This is a genomic window from Brevundimonas sp. Leaf280 (assembly GCF_001422455.1).
GTDB lineage: Bacteria > Pseudomonadota > Alphaproteobacteria > Caulobacterales > Caulobacteraceae > Brevundimonas.
In genome coordinates this window covers 404,929-421,332 of record NZ_LMNC01000001.1, presented here as the reverse complement: position 1 = coordinate 421,332, position 16,404 = coordinate 404,929, and the positions used below count along the sequence as shown (strand labels likewise).

The 16,404-nt window shown below is 66.1% G+C and carries 11 protein-coding genes; 4 read left to right on the top strand and 7 right to left on the bottom strand.

Going from position 1 to position 16,404, the window contains the following annotated elements; all coding sequences use genetic code 11:
- Nucleotides 1-24: 24 nt before the first annotated feature.
- A complete protein-coding gene (locus ASF31_RS14585; RefSeq protein WP_200918527.1) occupies nucleotides 25-201 on the top strand; it encodes a hypothetical protein in 177 nt (58 codons plus the stop codon).
- Between the two features lie 7 nt (nucleotides 202-208).
- On the opposite strand, the gene ASF31_RS02035 is transcribed toward ASF31_RS14585, so the two are convergent.
- From ASF31_RS02035 to ASF31_RS02020, 4 genes are all read right to left on the bottom strand, one after another.
- A complete protein-coding gene (locus tag ASF31_RS02035; RefSeq protein ID WP_235551219.1) occupies nucleotides 209-412 on the bottom strand; it encodes a hypothetical protein in 204 nt (67 codons plus the stop codon).
- Nucleotides 413-563: 151 nt separating this feature from the next.
- Nucleotides 564-1,997 (bottom strand): efflux transporter outer membrane subunit, encoded by a 1,434-nt coding sequence (locus tag ASF31_RS02030; protein WP_055753079.1) that lies wholly within the window; start codon nucleotides 1,995-1,997, stop codon nucleotides 564-566.
- The gene (locus ASF31_RS02025; protein WP_055753078.1) at nucleotides 1,997-5,269 is read right to left on the bottom strand and encodes an efflux RND transporter permease subunit; all 3,273 of its coding nucleotides are present in this window, start codon (nucleotides 5,267-5,269) and stop codon (nucleotides 1,997-1,999) included. The genes ASF31_RS02030 and ASF31_RS02025 overlap by 1 nt, the downstream gene beginning before the upstream one ends.
- A 3-nt stretch (nucleotides 5,270-5,272) precedes the next feature.
- Nucleotides 5,273-6,475, bottom strand: a complete 1,203-nt coding sequence (locus ASF31_RS02020; protein WP_055753077.1) for an efflux RND transporter periplasmic adaptor subunit — start codon at nucleotides 6,473-6,475, stop codon at nucleotides 5,273-5,275.
- Between the two features lie 132 nt (nucleotides 6,476-6,607).
- Here ASF31_RS02020 and ASF31_RS02015 point away from each other — a divergent pair, with 132 nt between their 5' ends.
- Nucleotides 6,608-7,213, top strand: coding sequence for a TetR/AcrR family transcriptional regulator (locus ASF31_RS02015; RefSeq protein WP_240893620.1), 606 nt, complete (start codon nucleotides 6,608-6,610; stop codon nucleotides 7,211-7,213).
- Between the two features lie 69 nt (nucleotides 7,214-7,282).
- Here the strand turns inward: ASF31_RS02015 and ASF31_RS02010 are convergent, their stop codons facing one another.
- Both ASF31_RS02010 and ASF31_RS02005 read right to left on the bottom strand, forming a co-directional pair.
- Nucleotides 7,283-8,557, bottom strand: coding sequence for a sugar MFS transporter (locus ASF31_RS02010; protein ID WP_055753076.1), 1,275 nt, complete (start codon nucleotides 8,555-8,557; stop codon nucleotides 7,283-7,285).
- A gap of 199 nt (nucleotides 8,558-8,756) precedes the next feature.
- Nucleotides 8,757-11,555, bottom strand: a complete 2,799-nt coding sequence (locus ASF31_RS02005) for a TonB-dependent receptor (protein WP_200918526.1) — start codon at nucleotides 11,553-11,555, stop codon at nucleotides 8,757-8,759.
- Nucleotides 11,556-11,844: 289 nt separating this feature from the next.
- Between ASF31_RS02005 and ASF31_RS02000 the strand changes: the two genes are divergently transcribed.
- Both ASF31_RS02000 and ASF31_RS01995 read left to right on the top strand, forming a co-directional pair.
- Nucleotides 11,845-13,662, top strand: coding sequence for an alpha-amylase family glycosyl hydrolase (locus tag ASF31_RS02000; protein ID WP_082464965.1), 1,818 nt, complete (start codon nucleotides 11,845-11,847; stop codon nucleotides 13,660-13,662).
- Nucleotides 13,659-15,302: an alpha-amylase family glycosyl hydrolase gene (locus ASF31_RS01995; RefSeq protein WP_235551218.1), complete on the top strand. Its 1,644-nt coding sequence runs from the start codon at nucleotides 13,659-13,661 to the stop codon at nucleotides 15,300-15,302. The genes ASF31_RS02000 and ASF31_RS01995 overlap by 4 nt, the downstream gene beginning before the upstream one ends.
- 5 nt (nucleotides 15,303-15,307) lie before the next feature.
- Here the strand turns inward: ASF31_RS01995 and ASF31_RS01990 are convergent, their stop codons facing one another.
- Nucleotides 15,308-16,321: a LacI family DNA-binding transcriptional regulator gene (locus ASF31_RS01990; RefSeq protein ID WP_055753073.1), complete on the bottom strand. Its 1,014-nt coding sequence runs from the start codon at nucleotides 16,319-16,321 to the stop codon at nucleotides 15,308-15,310.
- Between the last annotated feature and the right edge of the window lie 83 nt (nucleotides 16,322-16,404).

The following is a 16,404-nucleotide window of genomic DNA, read 5'->3' as shown; positions in this document are numbered from 1 at the left end:
CCTCTCCCAGCAAGGGAGAGCGCCATGGACCGCGAACAGACCAAGGGTCGTGAAGAGAACGGCGCCGATCCGGCCGGCAAGCCGGACGCCCTGACCTCCGACAAGGCGACCAAGGCGGTCGGTCAGGCCGAGCGCCAGAGCGCGGGACCGGACGGCCCGCACGCTGCTGAGATCGGCGACACCTTCAAGCGCAAGCCCTGACGCCGGATCAGGCTGATCGCTGCGACAGGCTGGCGGCGAGCAGATGCACGTCGTGCGCCCGCATCCGCTCGAAATTCCCCAGCCCCAAGGCCAAAGCGCGCATGATCTCGGTCTGGCGCGTATGTTCGGGATGGGCGGGCAAGGACGGCTCCGCCCGCGCCAGCTCCGCATCCAGTTCGGCCATCATATGGGCCAGGATTCCGTCGTTCATCTGATCCTCCATCACGCCGCCGACCGTCGCAGACGGTTAGAGCATAAATGGAACAAATGAAGAACAGGCAGGCAGTCGCCAAACTGTGGACGAACGAAAAAGGGCCGGGCGATGCATCGCCCGGCCCTCTTGTTTCAGCATCGCGACACGATCAGCTGTCGGCTTGCCAGCCGCCGGCCAAGGCGCGGAACAGGGCGATCTGATAGGTCGTGACCAAGGCGTCAGACTGGGCCAGAGCGGCGTCCGCCGCCGCTTGGGTGCGTTCGGCGTCGAGCACCAACAGGAAGCTGTCGGCGCCGGCGTTGAAGCGCAGGCGCGACAGGTCGGCGGCGCGGGCCGCCTGGTCTCTCGCCTCGGTCAGGGCCGCACGACGGTCCAGTTCGTTGGCGTAGTTGCTGAGCGCCGTCTCGGTTTCCTGAAGCGCCGTCAGCACGGTCTGGTCGAAGGTCGCCAGCGCCGCATCCGAACGGGCGTCGGCCGCCTTGATCTGAGCGCGAGCGGCGAAGACGTTGGGGAAGGACCAGCTGATCAGCGGACCGAAGCTGAAGCGGAAGTTCTGGTCGTCGCCCAGTTTATCCGAGTCCAGCGCGGTGGAGCCGAACGATCCGCCCAGGCTGATCTGCGGAAACAGGTTTGCGGTCGCCACGTTCACGCGCGCGGCGGCGGCGGCCAGCTCGGCCTCGGCCTGGCGCACATCGGGACGGCGGGCCAGAAGCGCCGCACCATCGCCGACCGGGATGGGCTGGCTGAGCTGGGGCGGACGCACGCAGGCGGCGGCGGCCTGGCTGGCCTCGGCCGGGGTGCGGCCGGTCAGGGTGGCCAGGCGGAACAGGGCCTCGTTACGGGCCGCACGCAGGGTCGGCAGGGTCGCCGCCGTCTGGGCCAGGGCCGCCCGAGCGCTGGCCACGTCCAGCCCCGTGCCCGCCCCGCCGTCGAGCAGGGTCTGGGTCAGGTTGGCGGTGTTGCGTTGCAGCTCCAGCGTCCGTTCGGCGACCGCGATCTGCGCATTGGCCGAGCAGGTGTCGGCGTAGGCGCGGGTCGTCTCGGCCGCGACCGTCACCTGGACCGTGGCCAAGGCGGCCTCGGCGGCGCGGGCGTCGGCGCGGGCGGCGCGGATGGTGGATTCCACCCGTCCGAACAGATCGACCTCATAGGCCGCCTGAATGCCGACGTCATAGGTGTCGATTTCGGGCGCATCTTGCCCTGCGGGCAGGCCCTGGACCGTGGCGGCCGAGGCGCGGCTGCGCTGGGCTTGGGCGCTGGTCGTCGTGGTCGGGAAACGGCCCACGCGGGCCTCCGACAGCGACGCCCGAACCGCGCGCAGATTGGCGAAGGCGGCTTCGAGCTGGTTATTTTCGGCGAAGGCCTGCTGGATCAGGGCGTCCAGCGTGGGGTCTTCGTACAGCCGCCACCAGTCGTCGCGCGCCGCAGCGTTCGAGACAGTGGGGCTGGCCGAGCCGACGAAGGCGCCTGTGCCGGCGACGGGCAGGTCGGCGACCGGCGCCTTGGGCCCGACCGCGCAGGCGGCCAGCAGAGCGCTGGAGGCTGCGGCGGTCAGGAAGCTGAGGGTCTTGTTGCGGGTCATCAGATGTCCCCTCCCCGGCCGGTCGCGGGCGCAGGCGCGTTCGGATCGGTCAGGTCGCTGGTTTCGTCATAACGCTCGACACGATCGGGGGTCGAGGTCGGCTTGGGCTTTTTGCCTTGCGGCAGTTTCGAGGACAGCCAGCGGCTGACCACATAGAAGACCGGGGTGAAGATCAGGCCGAAGAAGGTCACGCCCAGCATGCCCGAGAAAACGGACGTGCCCAGGGACTGACGCATCTCTGCGCCCGGCCCCGAGGCCAGCATTAGCGGCACGACGCCGAGGATGAAGGCGAAGGAGGTCATCAGGATCGGACGCAGACGGGTCTTGGCGGCGGCGACCGCAGCCTCGAACCGGTTCATGCCTTGCTCTTCCTCGGCCTGTTTGGCGAACTCGACGATCAGGATGGCGTTCTTGGCCGCCAGGGCGATCAGAACGACAAGCCCGATCTGGACCAGGATGTTGTTGTCCAGGCCACGCAGGTTCACCCCGATGATGGCCGCCAGCAGACACATCGGCACGATCAGGATGACCGCCAGCGGAAGCGTGAACGCTTCGTACTGAGCCGCCAGCACCAGGAAGACGAACACCACCGCCATCAGGAAGATGACCGTCGCGCCGGAACCCGCCGCCTTCTGCTGATAGGCCAGACCCGTCCATTCGTAGGAGAAGCCCTGCGGCAGGGTCTGGGCGGCCATGGTTTCCATGACCTGCAGCGCCTCGCCGGAAGAGACCCCTGCTGCGGCGTTGCCCTGAAGTTCGGCCGCCGGGAACAGGTTGTAGCGCACGATCCGCGCCGGGCCGGAATCGTTCACCAGATTGGCCACCGATCCGATCGGCACCATGGCGCCCGTGGACGACTTGGTCTTCAGATTGGCGATGTCGGCGATGTCGTCGCGCGCCGTTGGCTCCGCCTGCGCCGTCACCCGGAAGGTGCGGCCCAGCATGTTGAAGTCGTTGACGTAGGACGAGCCCAGGTAGACGCCCAGTGTGTCGAACACCGCGCTGGGTTGGACGCCCAGCATCAGCGCCTTGTCACGGTCGACGTCGGCGGTGATGCGCGGCGAGGCCGTGTTGTAGGTCGAGAAAACCTGACTGACCTCGGTCGGCTTCTGCGCGGCGGCGCCCATCATGGCGAAGGTCGCGCCTTCCAGCGGACGATAGCCGGCGCCTTCGCGGTCCTGGATCATCATCGAGAAGCCGTTGCCGGTGCCAAGACCCTGGACCGCCGGCGGGGCGATGACGAAGATCTGAGCGTCCTCGATCTGTCCGGTCGCCTGGGTGATGGCGCCGGCCAGGGCCGTGGCGGCCTCTTCCTTGGAGCGTTCCTCGAAGCCGTTCAGGCGCACGAAGATGGTGGCGGCGTTGGAGCCGAACGAGAAGCTGGAGCCGTCCAGACCGGCGAAGGCCACGGTGCCGTTCACCCCGGCGGTGCCTTGGATGATCTTGGTGGCGCGTTCCATCACCGCCTGCGTGCGGTCCAGAGATGCGCCGGCCGGCAGTTGGATGACGCCGATCAGGAAGCCCTGATCCTGTTCAGGGATAAAGCCCGAAGGGGTGTCCACCAGACGCCAGGCGGTGAGGCCCAGAAGACCGGCGTAGATGATCAGCACCAGACCGACCGTGCGCACCAGACGCGCCGTCAGGCGGCCGTAGCGATCCGATAGCCAGTCGAAGCCCTCGTTGAACTTCCGCCCGGCCCAGCCGCCATAATAGACGACCGTGCCCAGGACGCCCGGCTTGCGAGCGTGCTCGTGATCCTTCTTGTGCGGCTTCAGCAGCAGGGCGGCCATGGCCGGCGACAGGGTCAGGGACACGAACAGCGAGATGACCGAGGCCGAGGCGATGACGACCGCGAACTGGCGATAGAAGATGCCTGGAATGCCGGGCACGAACATCGTCGGCACGAACACCGACACCAGCACCAGGCCGATGGCGATCAGGGCGCCGGAAACCTCCTGCATCGATCGATAGGCGGCCTCCTTCGGCGTAAGGCCCTCGCTGATGGCCCGCTCCACGTTCTCGACCACGACGATGGCGTCATCGACGACGATGCCGACCGCAAGGACCAGGGCGAACAGGGACAGGGAGTTGATCGAATAGCCCAGCGCCAGCTGCACCGCGAAGGTGCCGACCAGGGCGACGGGAATGGCGACGATGGGGATGATGGCCGCGCGCCAGGTCTGCAGGAAGACCATGACCACGATGATGACCAGGATGACGGCTTCGACCAGGGTGTGCTGAACCGACTCCACCGAGGCGGCGACGAATTCGGTCGGGTTGTAGGGCACATCCACCTTCATGCCGGCGGGCACTTCGGACTTCAGGGCCTCGACCTCTTTAAGAACGCGGTCGGCGGTGCCTAGGGCGTTGGCGCCCGGCTGTTGAACGATGGCGATGCCGACGCCGCGCTGGCCGTCGAAGAAGCCGCGGATGCCGTAGTCCTGGGCGCCCAGTTCGATCCGCGCCACGTCGCGCAGATAGGTGACACGGCCCTGGGCGTCCGTCTTCAGCACGACGTTGGCGAACTCATTGGGATCGCTGAGACGACCCTGAACCTGGACCGGCAGTTGGAAGGCGGCCGCGCTGTTGGGGAACGGCGGCTGGCCGATGGAGCCGGCGGCGGCCTGAACGTTCTGGGCGCGCAAGGCGGAAACGATCTCGGGACCCGTCAGACCGCGCTCGGCCGCCTTGGCCGGGTCGATCCAGACGCGCATCGAATAGTTGCCGCCGCCGAACACCTGAACCGCGCCCACGCCCTCGATCCGCAGCAGACGGTCTCGCAGCGTGGAGTTGGCGTAGTTGCCGACATAGTCGTTATCCAGGGTTCCGTCGGGCGACGTCAGCCCCAAGATCATCAGGAAGCCGCTCTCGGCCTTGTTGACCACGACGCCCGTCTGGCGAACCGCCTCGGGAAGACGGGGCTCGGCCAGCGCCACCCGGTTCTGGACCAGCACCTGAGCGGAATCCAAATCCGTGCCGGGCTGGAAGGTCACCGTGATGGCCACCGCCCCGTCCGATGTGGACGAGGAGGAGATGTAGAGCATATTCTCGACGCCGTTCACCTCCTGCTCGATGGGAGCGGCGACGGTTTCGGCCAGGGTCTCGGCCGAGGCGCCGGGATAGGCGGCGTTGATGGTGATCGTCGGCGGCGCGATTTCCGGGTACTGCGACAGCGGCAGCAACGGATAGGCGGCGATGCCGATGATGGAGATCACCACCGCGATCACGGCCGCGAAAATCGGCCGGTCGATGAAGAAACGGGAGATGTTCATGGCTTAGCCGGCCGGCAGGCTGTTGGCGAAGGAGGCGCTGGACGCGGGCGCCGCCTGGGTGACGGGCGCCTGGGACGCATCGCCGGCGACGGGTTCGATCTTGCCGTTTTGGGGCGTGACCTTGGAGCCCGGCTGGGCGGCGCGTTGCAGACCCGCGATGATGACGCGATCGGTCGGGGCCAGGCCCGAACGGACGACGCGCAAGCCCTGCACGATCGGGCCGAGCTGAACGGCCTTGTTCGTCACGGTGCCGTCGGCGTTGACCACGGCGACGGTGCGGCGGGCCTGATCGGTGCCGATGGCCGAATCCGGGACCAGCAGAGCATCATAAGCTCCGGCGCCCGCGACCTGGGCGCTGCCGAACATGCCGGGACGCAGGAAGCCGTCGGCGTTGGGCAGGATCGCGCGCAGACGAATCACGCCCGAGGCGGTGTCCACAGCGTTGTCCGAGAAGTCCAGACGGCCGGTATGCTTGTAGGTGCTTTCGTCCTGCAGGCGCACATTGACGACTGCGCCCTGATTGGCGCCGCCCTGACGCAGGTATTTCAGCAGGACCGCTTCCGAGCCGTCGAAGACGAAGTGGATCGGGCCGCCCGAGATGATGGTGGTCAGGATGTCGCCGGCCGACGAACCGCCGGCGATGACATTGCCCGGATCGACGCGACGGTCGGACACGCGACCCGAGGTCGGCGCGGTGACGCGAGTGTATTCCAGGTTCAGACGCGCATTGCGGACGGCGGCGTTGCCGGCCGCCAGATTGGCCTGGGCCGCATCAACGGCCGCCTTGTTGGAATCATACTCGGCCTTGGACACCGCCTGCGAGGCCAGCAGGGCCTCGCTACGGGTCAGGTTGGCGCGGGCCAGCGACAGTTGCGACTGGGCCTGGGCCACCTGGGCCTGAGCCTGCGCCAGGGCGGCCTGGGCCGGGCGCGGATCCAGGGTGAACAGCAACTGGCCGCGCTGGACCATCTGGCCGTCGCGGAAGTGGACGGCCTGGATATAGCCGCCGACGCGGGCGCGCACGTCCACGCTCTCAACCGCTTCGAAGCGTCCGGTGAACTCGTCCCAGTCCCGCACCTGCTGCTTCAGCGGCACAGCCACCGTCACGGGCGGCGCGCCTTGCGCGGGCGCCTCTGCCTTTGGGGAACAACCATAAAGCGCACCCGTCACCATGACGGATACCGCCGCAATCTTCAGCCCGCGCATCTGCGCATCTCCCTGTCGGAGGTAAATCCCTGTCGTGCGGACAGAGGCCGATGGGGAGTCGGCCTTGTCAACGCGTGGTGACTTAATGGTCGGAGCCGTGGCGCTTGTCAACAGGCGTTGACAAAGCCATATGTGATCTACGGTTATTGTCTGTGGAGTGTCATCACCTTGTTATGTCCCGGCCCACGCCCGAGAAACGCCGCCGCCACGCGCACGGCCATTCTCGATGCTGCGCGCGAGAGATTCGCGGCCGAGAGCTATGACGACGTGGGCATGCGCGACATCGCCCGCGATGTCGGCGTCGATGCGGCCCTGATCAGCCGCTACTTCGGCTCCAAGGACGATCTGTTCCTGGCCGCGCTGGATAGCTGCGGCGATGGCAGCGCCCTGATGCAGGGCGAAAAGGCCGACTTCGGCCGGCGCGTGGCGCACGAGATCGTCTTTGAACCCAAGAAGGCCGAAAAGCTGAAGGGCATGTCGATCATGCTGCGCTCCATCGGCTCGGCCAAGGCGTCGGAGATGGTTCAGAACACCTGCACCCAGCGGTTCTTCGGCCCGCTGGAGGAATGGCTGAGCGGGCCGGACGCCACGGTCCGCGCGCGTCTCCTGGCCGGTTTCATCATGGGCATGTCAGTCAGTCGCGAACTGGGCGGCGGCAGCTTCAACATCGAACCCGCCCAATGCGAGGAGATGCGCGACCGCCTGGCGCCCATTCTTCAGTCGCTGATCGACGGCTGACCCCATCGCCGAAATGAAAAAAGGCGCGGAGGCTGACCTCCGCGCCCTTTATCTTGTCTGACGACCGGCTCAGTGCGAGGCGGTCGAGGTCACTTCGGTCCGCGCCTTAGTGCGGATGCAGCCGATGGCGAAGATGGTCAGGCCGACGTAGCCCAGCATCGGCACGATGAAGGCGGGCTGAAGCTTGCCGGCCGCATCGGCGATATGCGCCGCGACTTGGGGCAGCAGGGCGCCGCCGATGATGCCGAACACCAGCAGGCCCGACGTCGCCGAAGTCGGAGCGGTCGAGCGCTCCAGCGTCAAGGTGAAGATGGTGGGGAACATGATCGAGTTGAACAGGCCGATCGACAGGACTGCGTAGGCCGCCGTCGGCCCGCCGATCTGGCTGACGGTCAGGCACAGCACCGCCGCCGCGACGGTGCAGCAGGCCAGGACGAGGCCGGGGCGCACCTTGGTCAGGACAGCCGAACCGATGAAGCGGCCGACCATGGCGCCGCCCCAGTACAGGGCCACCATCTTGCCCGCCGTCTCGATGGGAGCGTTCAGGATGTCGGGGCTTTCCAGGAAGTTGGTCAGCATGCCGCCGATGGCGACTTCGGAACCGACGTAGAGGAAGATGGCCAGGGCGCCGAACACAGCCCACGGCGACGACAGGGCCTTCAGCGGCGAAACCGCATTGTGCGATTCAGGCGCCGCCGCATTGATCTTCTTGCGCGCCGTGAAGATGAAGACGGCGATCAAGGCGAAGAAGGCCCCCATGCCCAGGAAGGCCATGTCGATGCTGCGCAGCGACTGGGTGCGGGTTGCAGCGGTGACCACAGCGCCAGCGGCGAAGACGCCCCCCGTCAGCAGGACGTGCGAGCCCAGCCAGGGGCCGACGGTCGTGCCCAGCGAGTTGAAGGCCTGCGACAGGTTCAGACGGCTGGAGGCGCCCTTGGGGCTGCCCAGCTCGGCGACCAGCGGGTTGGCCGCGACCTGCAGCAGGGTCACGCCCGAGGCGATGACGAACAGCGCGATCAGGACGCCGGGATACCAGTCGGCGGCGGTCGCGGCCGGCACGATCAGACAACCCGCGACCATGACGATCAGGGCGCCGATGATCGAGCGGCTGTAGCCCAGTTTGCTGAGCACCGAGGCCGCCGGCAGCGACATCAGCCCATAGGCGATGAACCAGGCGAAGGTGGTCAGGAAGGCCTCGGCGTTGTTCAGGTCGAACACCCGCTTAACCGCCGCGATCAGCGGGTCGATCAGCGAGGTCGCAAAGCCCCAGGCGAAGAACAGCGTGGTGACATAGGCGAAGGCCAGGCCTGCGCCCTGGCGTTTTCCGGCGTCCGGAACGGTCATGAATGATCCCCCAGTGAAATCGAACGGCCGCGCTGTGGTCGCGCGGTTCTCATCCTGCTTGGTTCGGACATCGCGAAAGGCGCGTCCAGCCGAAAAGCGCGCTCTGTAACGAAACTTTTCCGTCGGGCCGGGACGCAGGCAAAGAAAAGGGCCGCCTCGCGAACGCGGCGGCCCAAGTTTGCTCAGAAGAGAGGGGAAATCAGAACTTGTAGTTCAGCCCGACCGCGAAGGTGCGGCCGTAGTGCTGATAGTCGATGGTCCGACGCTCATCGCCGTTCTCGAAGGTCTTGAACGGCTCGTCGGTCAGGTTGTTGACCTGAGCCAGAACCGACAGGCCTTCCAGCGGACCGGACTGGAACTCATAGCCGACCTGGGCGTCGACGACCGTTTCAGCCGCGACCGAACGCAAGGTGCGGCCGTTGCCGAAGCCGGCGACCTCGCCCAGGTAATCCGAGCGATAGCGGGCCGAGATCCGCGACTGGAACCCGTAGCGCTCATAGTAGAGCGAGCCATTGATCACATTTTCCGACAGACCCGGCAGTGCCGTCGGGGCCTGGGTCGGATCGGGCTGGACCTCGCTGTCCGTGGTCGAGGCGCTGAACTGGGCGCCGAAACCTTCCAGGGCCGGATGGAAGATGTCGAACGGCGCCGAGATCGACAGCTCCAGACCCTTGATCCAGCCGCCTTCGCCATTGTCAGGCGCGCCGACCAGGCCTTGGCGCAACGCTGGCTCGGGGTTGGTCGGCGAAATCACGCCGATCGGATAGCCGGTAAAGTCGAAGATCTGGTTGCGATTAAAGACGTAGCTTTCCAGATTCTTGTAGAAGGCCGCCAGCGAGATGTAGCCCTTGCGGTTGGCGAAATACTTCTCGAACGACACGTCGATCACGTCCGCGATGTACGGCCGCAGTTCCGGATTGCCGCCGCCGCCGCCCCACGGAGAACGGTTGATGTCGGTCGATTGGGCCAAGCTGGGGTTATAGCTGTAGTTCCGCGAGGCGCGCATATCGTCCATGCGCGGACGCGCTAGGGTGCGCGAAACCGCCAGACGAGTGAACATGTCCTCGCCTGTTTCCAGGATGAAGTTCGCGCTAGGCAAAATCTCCAGATATTCGTCGCCGCCCGTCACCGCGATAGTCTCGGAGACACCCGGTCCGACCTGACGAGCCGAGAAGCCGCTGGAGCTTTGATCGGTATAGACGAACTGCATGCCGACGTTGCCGGTCAGGGCGCGGCCGAACAGGTTGTGATCGATGTTGGCGCGGACGTAGGCGGTCGAGACTTTTTCCGTCACTTCCCAGTTGCCGGCGGTGACGTCGGCGTTCGGGTTGCGGACGCGGTTCAACGCGCCGCTGTTGACCAGGCCCAGAGCGTCGTAGCTCAGCACGGCGCTGATGCCGAGATAGCCAAGGTCGGTCGGGTCCAGCAGGAAGGCAGAAGGCACGGTCAAATCGCCGCCGCCGGGGACGCCGAGATAGAATTGATCGTTGACGAAGCTCTTCTGACGCTCGGTGTAGTTGGCGCCGAAGTCGATCGACTTGAACGGGCTCTGATGCAGTTCACGCGTTACGGAGAAGCGCGCAGCCTTGATCTCGTCCTCGATGGAGGGCGTGTTCATATAGCCGGCCTGACCGCCCGGAATGACGTCGCCGCCCCAGCCTTGCGGGCTGGTGATACGGATCAGGTTCGGATCGGCGTAATTCAGACGGCTGGTGAAACGAGTGACGCCGTCATCGGTCAGTTCGAAGCCCAGAGTGTCCAGCGCGCCATTGATGTTGCGGCCGGTGCCGGCGTTGGTTTCCAAGATGATGTCGTTACGCTCGACCTTCGAATAGCTGAGGTCCAGGTTCGCCGACCAGTCGTCGCTGAGCGTGAACTCGGTATTCCAGCCCAAGGCGGTGATGTTGCTGTCGCGCTTGTTCAGGTCGTTGCGGACCACGCCCTTGATGTTGTCCCAGGTGCCGCCGACGATCAGGCCGTCCTGGACCGTGTAGCCAGGACGCAGCGCGGGGCCGGGACGGCAGACCGCCGAAGGGACGTTCACGGTGCAGTCACCTGAGGAGCCACCCCAGGCCAGCGGGAATTCGATGCCGCGCAGAACCTGGGTGTTCTTGAACTCGGAATAGAAGGCGTCGATCGTGGAGTGGATGCGATCGTTCGGGCGCCATTCCAGCACACCCATATAGCCGTCGCGCTCCAGCTCCGACGACATCACATAGGGCTTCACGCCGCCGGTCAGCAGATTGCCGTCCGTGTAGTTGGGATAGCCCCAGGCGTTGAAGCGCTCGGACTGATAGGGCGAGCTCATGTGGGCGTAGCCCAGGGCCACGCCCAGCGTGCCGTCCAGGAACTGGTCGATGTAGGAGATGGTGTAACGGTCGCCGTTGTCGGTCGTGCCCGAATTCAGTGCGCCGATCTCGTTCCACTCGTGGCGATAGTTCATGGCGATGGCCTGGCGGCCATAGGCCAGCGGGCGCACGGTGCGCAGATCGACAGTGCCGCCCAGGCCTTGGCCGATCAGGGCCGCGTCCGGGGTCTTGTAGACGACGACGCTGTTCAGCAGTTCGGCGGGGAACTGGTCGAACTCGACGCCGCGGTTGTCGCCAGTGGTGACCAGTTCGCGCCCGTTCAGCAGGGCGGTGGTGAAGTCGGGACCCAAACCACGGATGGAGATCGCCTGGCTGCGGCCGTCGAGACGCTGCATCGTCACGCCCGGAAGGCGCGCCAGGGATTCAGCGATCGAGACGTCCGGCAGCTTGCCGATGTCTTCGGCCGAGATGACTTCGACGATCGAGGTGTTGCTCGCTTTAGCCGAGATCGCGGCTTCGATCGAACGGCGAATGCCGGTGACGACGATCTCATCGACCTGCGTCGCCTGATCGTCGGCCTGCGTTGTCGCGGCGGTTTGTGCGTGGGCCGAGCCGACCGCCATCAGGGCGGCTGCGCCGAAGGCGACGCCGGATAGCAGGCGCGCGCGCCGGTTGAGACGTTGGAACATGGTCATCCTCCCTGGGGCTGACCGCGATTCTGAACGTCGCGATCTGAAGCCGTCGCAAAAATATGCAAATCTTCGGGAATGTTGCAAGCAGTTAATGCGGAGGTCTGATTTCCGTCGCACTTCAAGCCCTTTCGGAGGCCGTCGGCACACGCGAACTTGCGGTTTCGCGCCATTTCCGTGACGCATTGCAGCATTTCAGCGACGCGTTGACAGTCCGGCCCATTGCTGCAAAATCTTGCAAATCGATCTGGAAGGCTTTGCACTTTCCAGACGCAAGGGAGTGAGCGTCATGGCGAGGGGAACCCGCAGAAGGGCCGGACTGCACGCGGCGATGGCGGCGGCGGCTCTGCTGAGCGGCTTCGCAACGCCGACGGCGGCGGAAACGCGCCAGGCCGAAGACGCCCTATCCGCTCTGCGTCAACGCCTTCCACAGGACGAGGTGATCTACTTCCTGCTGCCGGATCGCTTCGCCAATGGCGATGCTACGAATGACCACGGCGGTTATGCTGCCGACCGGCTGAAAAGCGGGTTCGATCCGGCCGATACCGATTTCTATCATGGCGGCGACCTGGCGGGCGTGACCCAACAGCTGGACTATATCCAGGGCCTCGGTGCGACGGCGGTATGGCTGGCGCCCGTGTTCAAGAACAAGCCGGTGCAGAGCCACGGCGACTACACCGGCGCGGCGCACCACGGCTACTGGATCACCGACTTCACCGCCGTCGATCCGCACTTCGGCGACGAGGCGGCGATGCGCGCTCTGGTTCAGGCGGCCCATGCGCGCGGGATGAAGGTCTATCTGGACATCGTCGCCAACCACACCGCCGACGTCATCCAGTATCGCGAATGCCCGGAGGGTCGCTGCGCCTATCGCAGCCGCGCCGACTATCCCTACACCCGTCGCGGCGGCGTCGACGGTGCGCCGATCAATGAGGGCTTTGACGGTCGCGACTTCTCGCGCCTGACCCAGCCCGACTACGCCTACACCCCCTATGTCCCGGCGGGCGAGGAGAACGCCAAGGTTCCGGCCTGGCTTAACGACCCGATCCACTATCATAACCGGGGCGAGAGCACCTTCACCGGCGAAAGCAGCCTGGACGGGGACTTCGCCGGGCTGGACGACCTGCTGACCGAGGACCCGGTGGTCATCCAGGGCATGATCGACATCTTCGGCGGCTGGATCGACAAATACGGGATCGACGGCTTCCGCATAGACACCGCCCGTCATGTGAACCCGGGCTTCTGGCAGGCCTTCATCCCCGCCATGATCGCCCGCGCCGAAGCCAAGGGCATTCCGAACTTCCACATCTTCGGCGAGGTCTATGATCCCGATCCGGCGGTGACGGCGCGGTTCACGCGGGTCGACGGCTATCCGGCGGTGCTGGACTTCCCGTTCCAGAAGCAGGCGACCGATGTGGCGGCCGGCAAGGTCGGGACCGACGGCCTGGCCAAGCTGTTCGACGCCGACACGATCTATGACAAGGGCGCCGAGACCGCCGCCATCCTGCCGACCTTCCTGGGCAACCATGACATGGGCCGGGTCGGCTTCTTCGTGAAACAGGCTAATCCGAACGCCGACGACGCCGAGGTGCTGGCGCGCATCAAACTGGCCCATGCCCTGATGATGTTCAGCCGGGGCGTGCCCACGCTCTATTACGGGGATGAACAGGGTTTCGCCGGCGCGGGCGGATACGGAAACTCGCGCCAGGACATGTGGCCCAGCCGCACGCCGGTCTATGCGAACGAGACGCCCGTCGGCGGTCGCCAGCCGGCCTATTCCACCGACGCTCCGCTGTATCAGGCGATCGCAGAGATGACCCGCATCCGCGCCGAAGAGCCGGCCCTGCGACGCGGTCGTCAGCTCGTGCGCGCCTATGGCGACAAGCCCGGCCTGTTCGCTCTGTCTCGCATCGGCGAGGACGGATCGGAGATCCTGGCCCTGTTCAACACCTCCACTGCGCCCGTCGCCGCTCAAGTCGAGGTGGAGCCCGGCTCGCTGCGGTGGCAAGCTCTGCGCGGCGATTGCGCACCCGAATCCTCCGCGCCCGCCAGCGTCGCCGTTCGCGTGCCCCCCCTCGATTACCTCGTCTGCAAGAGCGTGCCGTGACTGCCCTGCCCCTCGATCTTTCCGCGGCTGGCGCCGCCCCCGCATTGGCGCACGACTGGTGGCGCGGCGCGGTGCTGTATCAGATCTATCCGCGCAGCTTCGCCGACTCCAACGACGACGGCGTCGGCGATCTGAAGGGGATCACCCAGCACCTCGACCACGTCGCCTCTCTAGGCGTCGACGGCGTCTGGCTGTCGCCCTTCTTCACGTCGCCGATGAAGGACTTCGGCTACGACGTGTCGGACTACTGCGACGTCGATCCGATCTTCGGCACTTTGGCCGACTTCGACGCCCTGATCGCGCGCGCCCATGCCCTGGGGCTGAAGGTCGTCATCGATCAGGTCTTCTCACACACCTCGGACGAACATCCCTGGTTCACCGATAGCCGCGCCAGCCGCAACGGTGACCACGCCGACTGGTATGTCTGGGCCGACGCCAAGCCGGACGGCTCGCCGCCCTCGAACTGGCAGTCGGTGTTCGGCGGCCCGGCCTGGACCTGGGACGCGCGGCGCGGCCAGTACTACATGCATAATTTCCTGGCCTCCCAGCCTCAGCTGAACGTCAGGAATCCGGCAGTTCAGGACGCCCTGATCGCAGCGGCGCGGTTCTGGCTGGATCGGGGGGTGGACGGCTTCCGTCTGGATGCGATCAACTTCGCCATCCATGACCCGTCCCTGCGCGACAATCCGCCGATCCAGGACGGCAAGAAGCGCACGCGGCCGTTCGATTTCCAGGACAAGATTTACAATCAGTCCCACCCGGACATCATCGGCTTCTTGAACCGCATCCGCGCCCTGACCGACAGCTATGAAGGCCGGTTCACGGTGGCGGAGGTCGGCGGCGATCACGCCGATCGCGAGATGAAGGAATTCACCGCCGGGAACGACCGTCTGCACTCGGCCTACGGCTTCCTCTATCTCTACGCCGATACGCTGAAGAGCGAACTGATCAGCGTGGGCGATGGGATGTGGCCGGATCAGCAGGGCGAGGGCTGGCCGTCCTGGACCTTCTCCAACCACGATGCGCCGCGCGCCGTTTCGCGTTGGGCCAAGGGCCGGGACGAGAAGGCCTTCTCGGAAATGGCCCTGCTGTTGCTGATGTGCCTGCGCGGCAATGTCTTCGTCTATCAGGGCGAAGAGTTGGGCCTGCCTCAGGCCGAGGTGCCGTTCGAGCGGCTGGTCGATCCCGAGGCCATCGCCAACTGGCCTGAGACTCTGGGCCGCGACGGCGCCCGCACGCCGATCCCCTGGGTGGCCTCGGCGCCCAACGCCGGCTTCTCGACTGTGGAGCCCTGGCTGCCGGTCGATCCGCGCCATCTGTCGCTGGCCGTGGATGCGCAGGAGGCGGACCCGACCTCGATCCTGCATGCCGCGCGCCGCATCATCGCCCTGCGTCAGGCCCATCCGGCGCTGCGGACCGGCGGGTTGGAGATCGAGAGCGCGGGCGACCTGGTGGTCTTCCGCCGGTTCGAACGGGCCGAGGGCGGCGAGCGTCTGCTGTGCGTGTTCAACTTGGGCTTCGAGGCCGTGGACTGGTCTGCGCCTGCCGGCGCGCGGCGGATCGCGGGGGTCAACTGGACCGAAGCGGACGGATCGACGCTGAGGCCGCTGGCTGGCCTGATCTTCGCCGACGCCGGATGACGGGTTCAGCCGCCGCAGGTCTCGCGAACGATCAGCTCGGTCGGAACGCGCTCGGAACGGCCTGCTGCGGCGCCGCCGTGATCCAGCAGTTTGGACACCATCAACCGGCCGGCCTTCATGGTGTCCTGAGCGATGGTGCTGAGCGCCGGGCGCGAGTAGCGGCTGAACGGCACATTGTCGAAACCGATGACCGAGACCTGGCCCGGCACCTCGACGCCGGCGTGCAACAGGGCACGCACGGCGCCCAGGGCGATCTGGTCAGACGCAGCCACGACGCCATCGAAATCCAGCCCACGTCGGATCAGGGCGTCCACGGCGGCCTCGGCGGATTCGACCTCGAAATGCGCAGGCACGATGAGGTCGGCGTCCACGTCCAACGCGCTCTGGCTCATGGCGTCCAGATAGCCGCGATGACGCTGCATGGCCTCGGGCGGATCCAGATCGCCCAAGAAGACGATGCGCTTTCGCCCCAGCCGCGCCAGATGCAGGGTCGCGCGGCGCCCGCCGGAGATGTTGTCCGATCCTATGGAGCAATAGTCCTGGTCGGCCAGTTCTGCGCCCCAGACAACGAAACGATGGTCGGCGTCGACCAGACGGTTGAAAGCCGAATGCAGGCTGGATTGGCCCAGGAAGATCACGCCGTCCGCCCGGCTGGTGTTCAGCGCCGCCGACAGCTCGTCATAGTTGGCGGGCGAGATATGGCTCATCAGCAGGTCGCAGCCGCGTTCGCGCGCCGCCTCGCCCACCCCCGCCAGAAGCTCCAGGAAGAAGGGGTCGCTGAGGCGCCCTTCGCGCCCCTGTGGACGCGGCACCACCAGGGCGATGGTGCCCTGGGCGCCGATCGGGCCGGCGGGCATATGGCGGCGGAACGGATAGTCGTGTTCCTTGGCCAGCTTCCATATCGTCTGTTTGGTGCGATCGTTGACGGCGGGGCTGTCGTTCAGGGCGCGCGAGGCGGTGGCGATGGACACGCCGGCGAGGCGGGCGATGTCTTCCAGACGGGTTGTCTTGCGGCTCAAAGTCGCGGGTCCTCACAGCAGCATGGTGAAGCTGCAAAATTTTCTGCAAATATTTCAGCCACCGTTCGCGGCGGTTGGCAAGA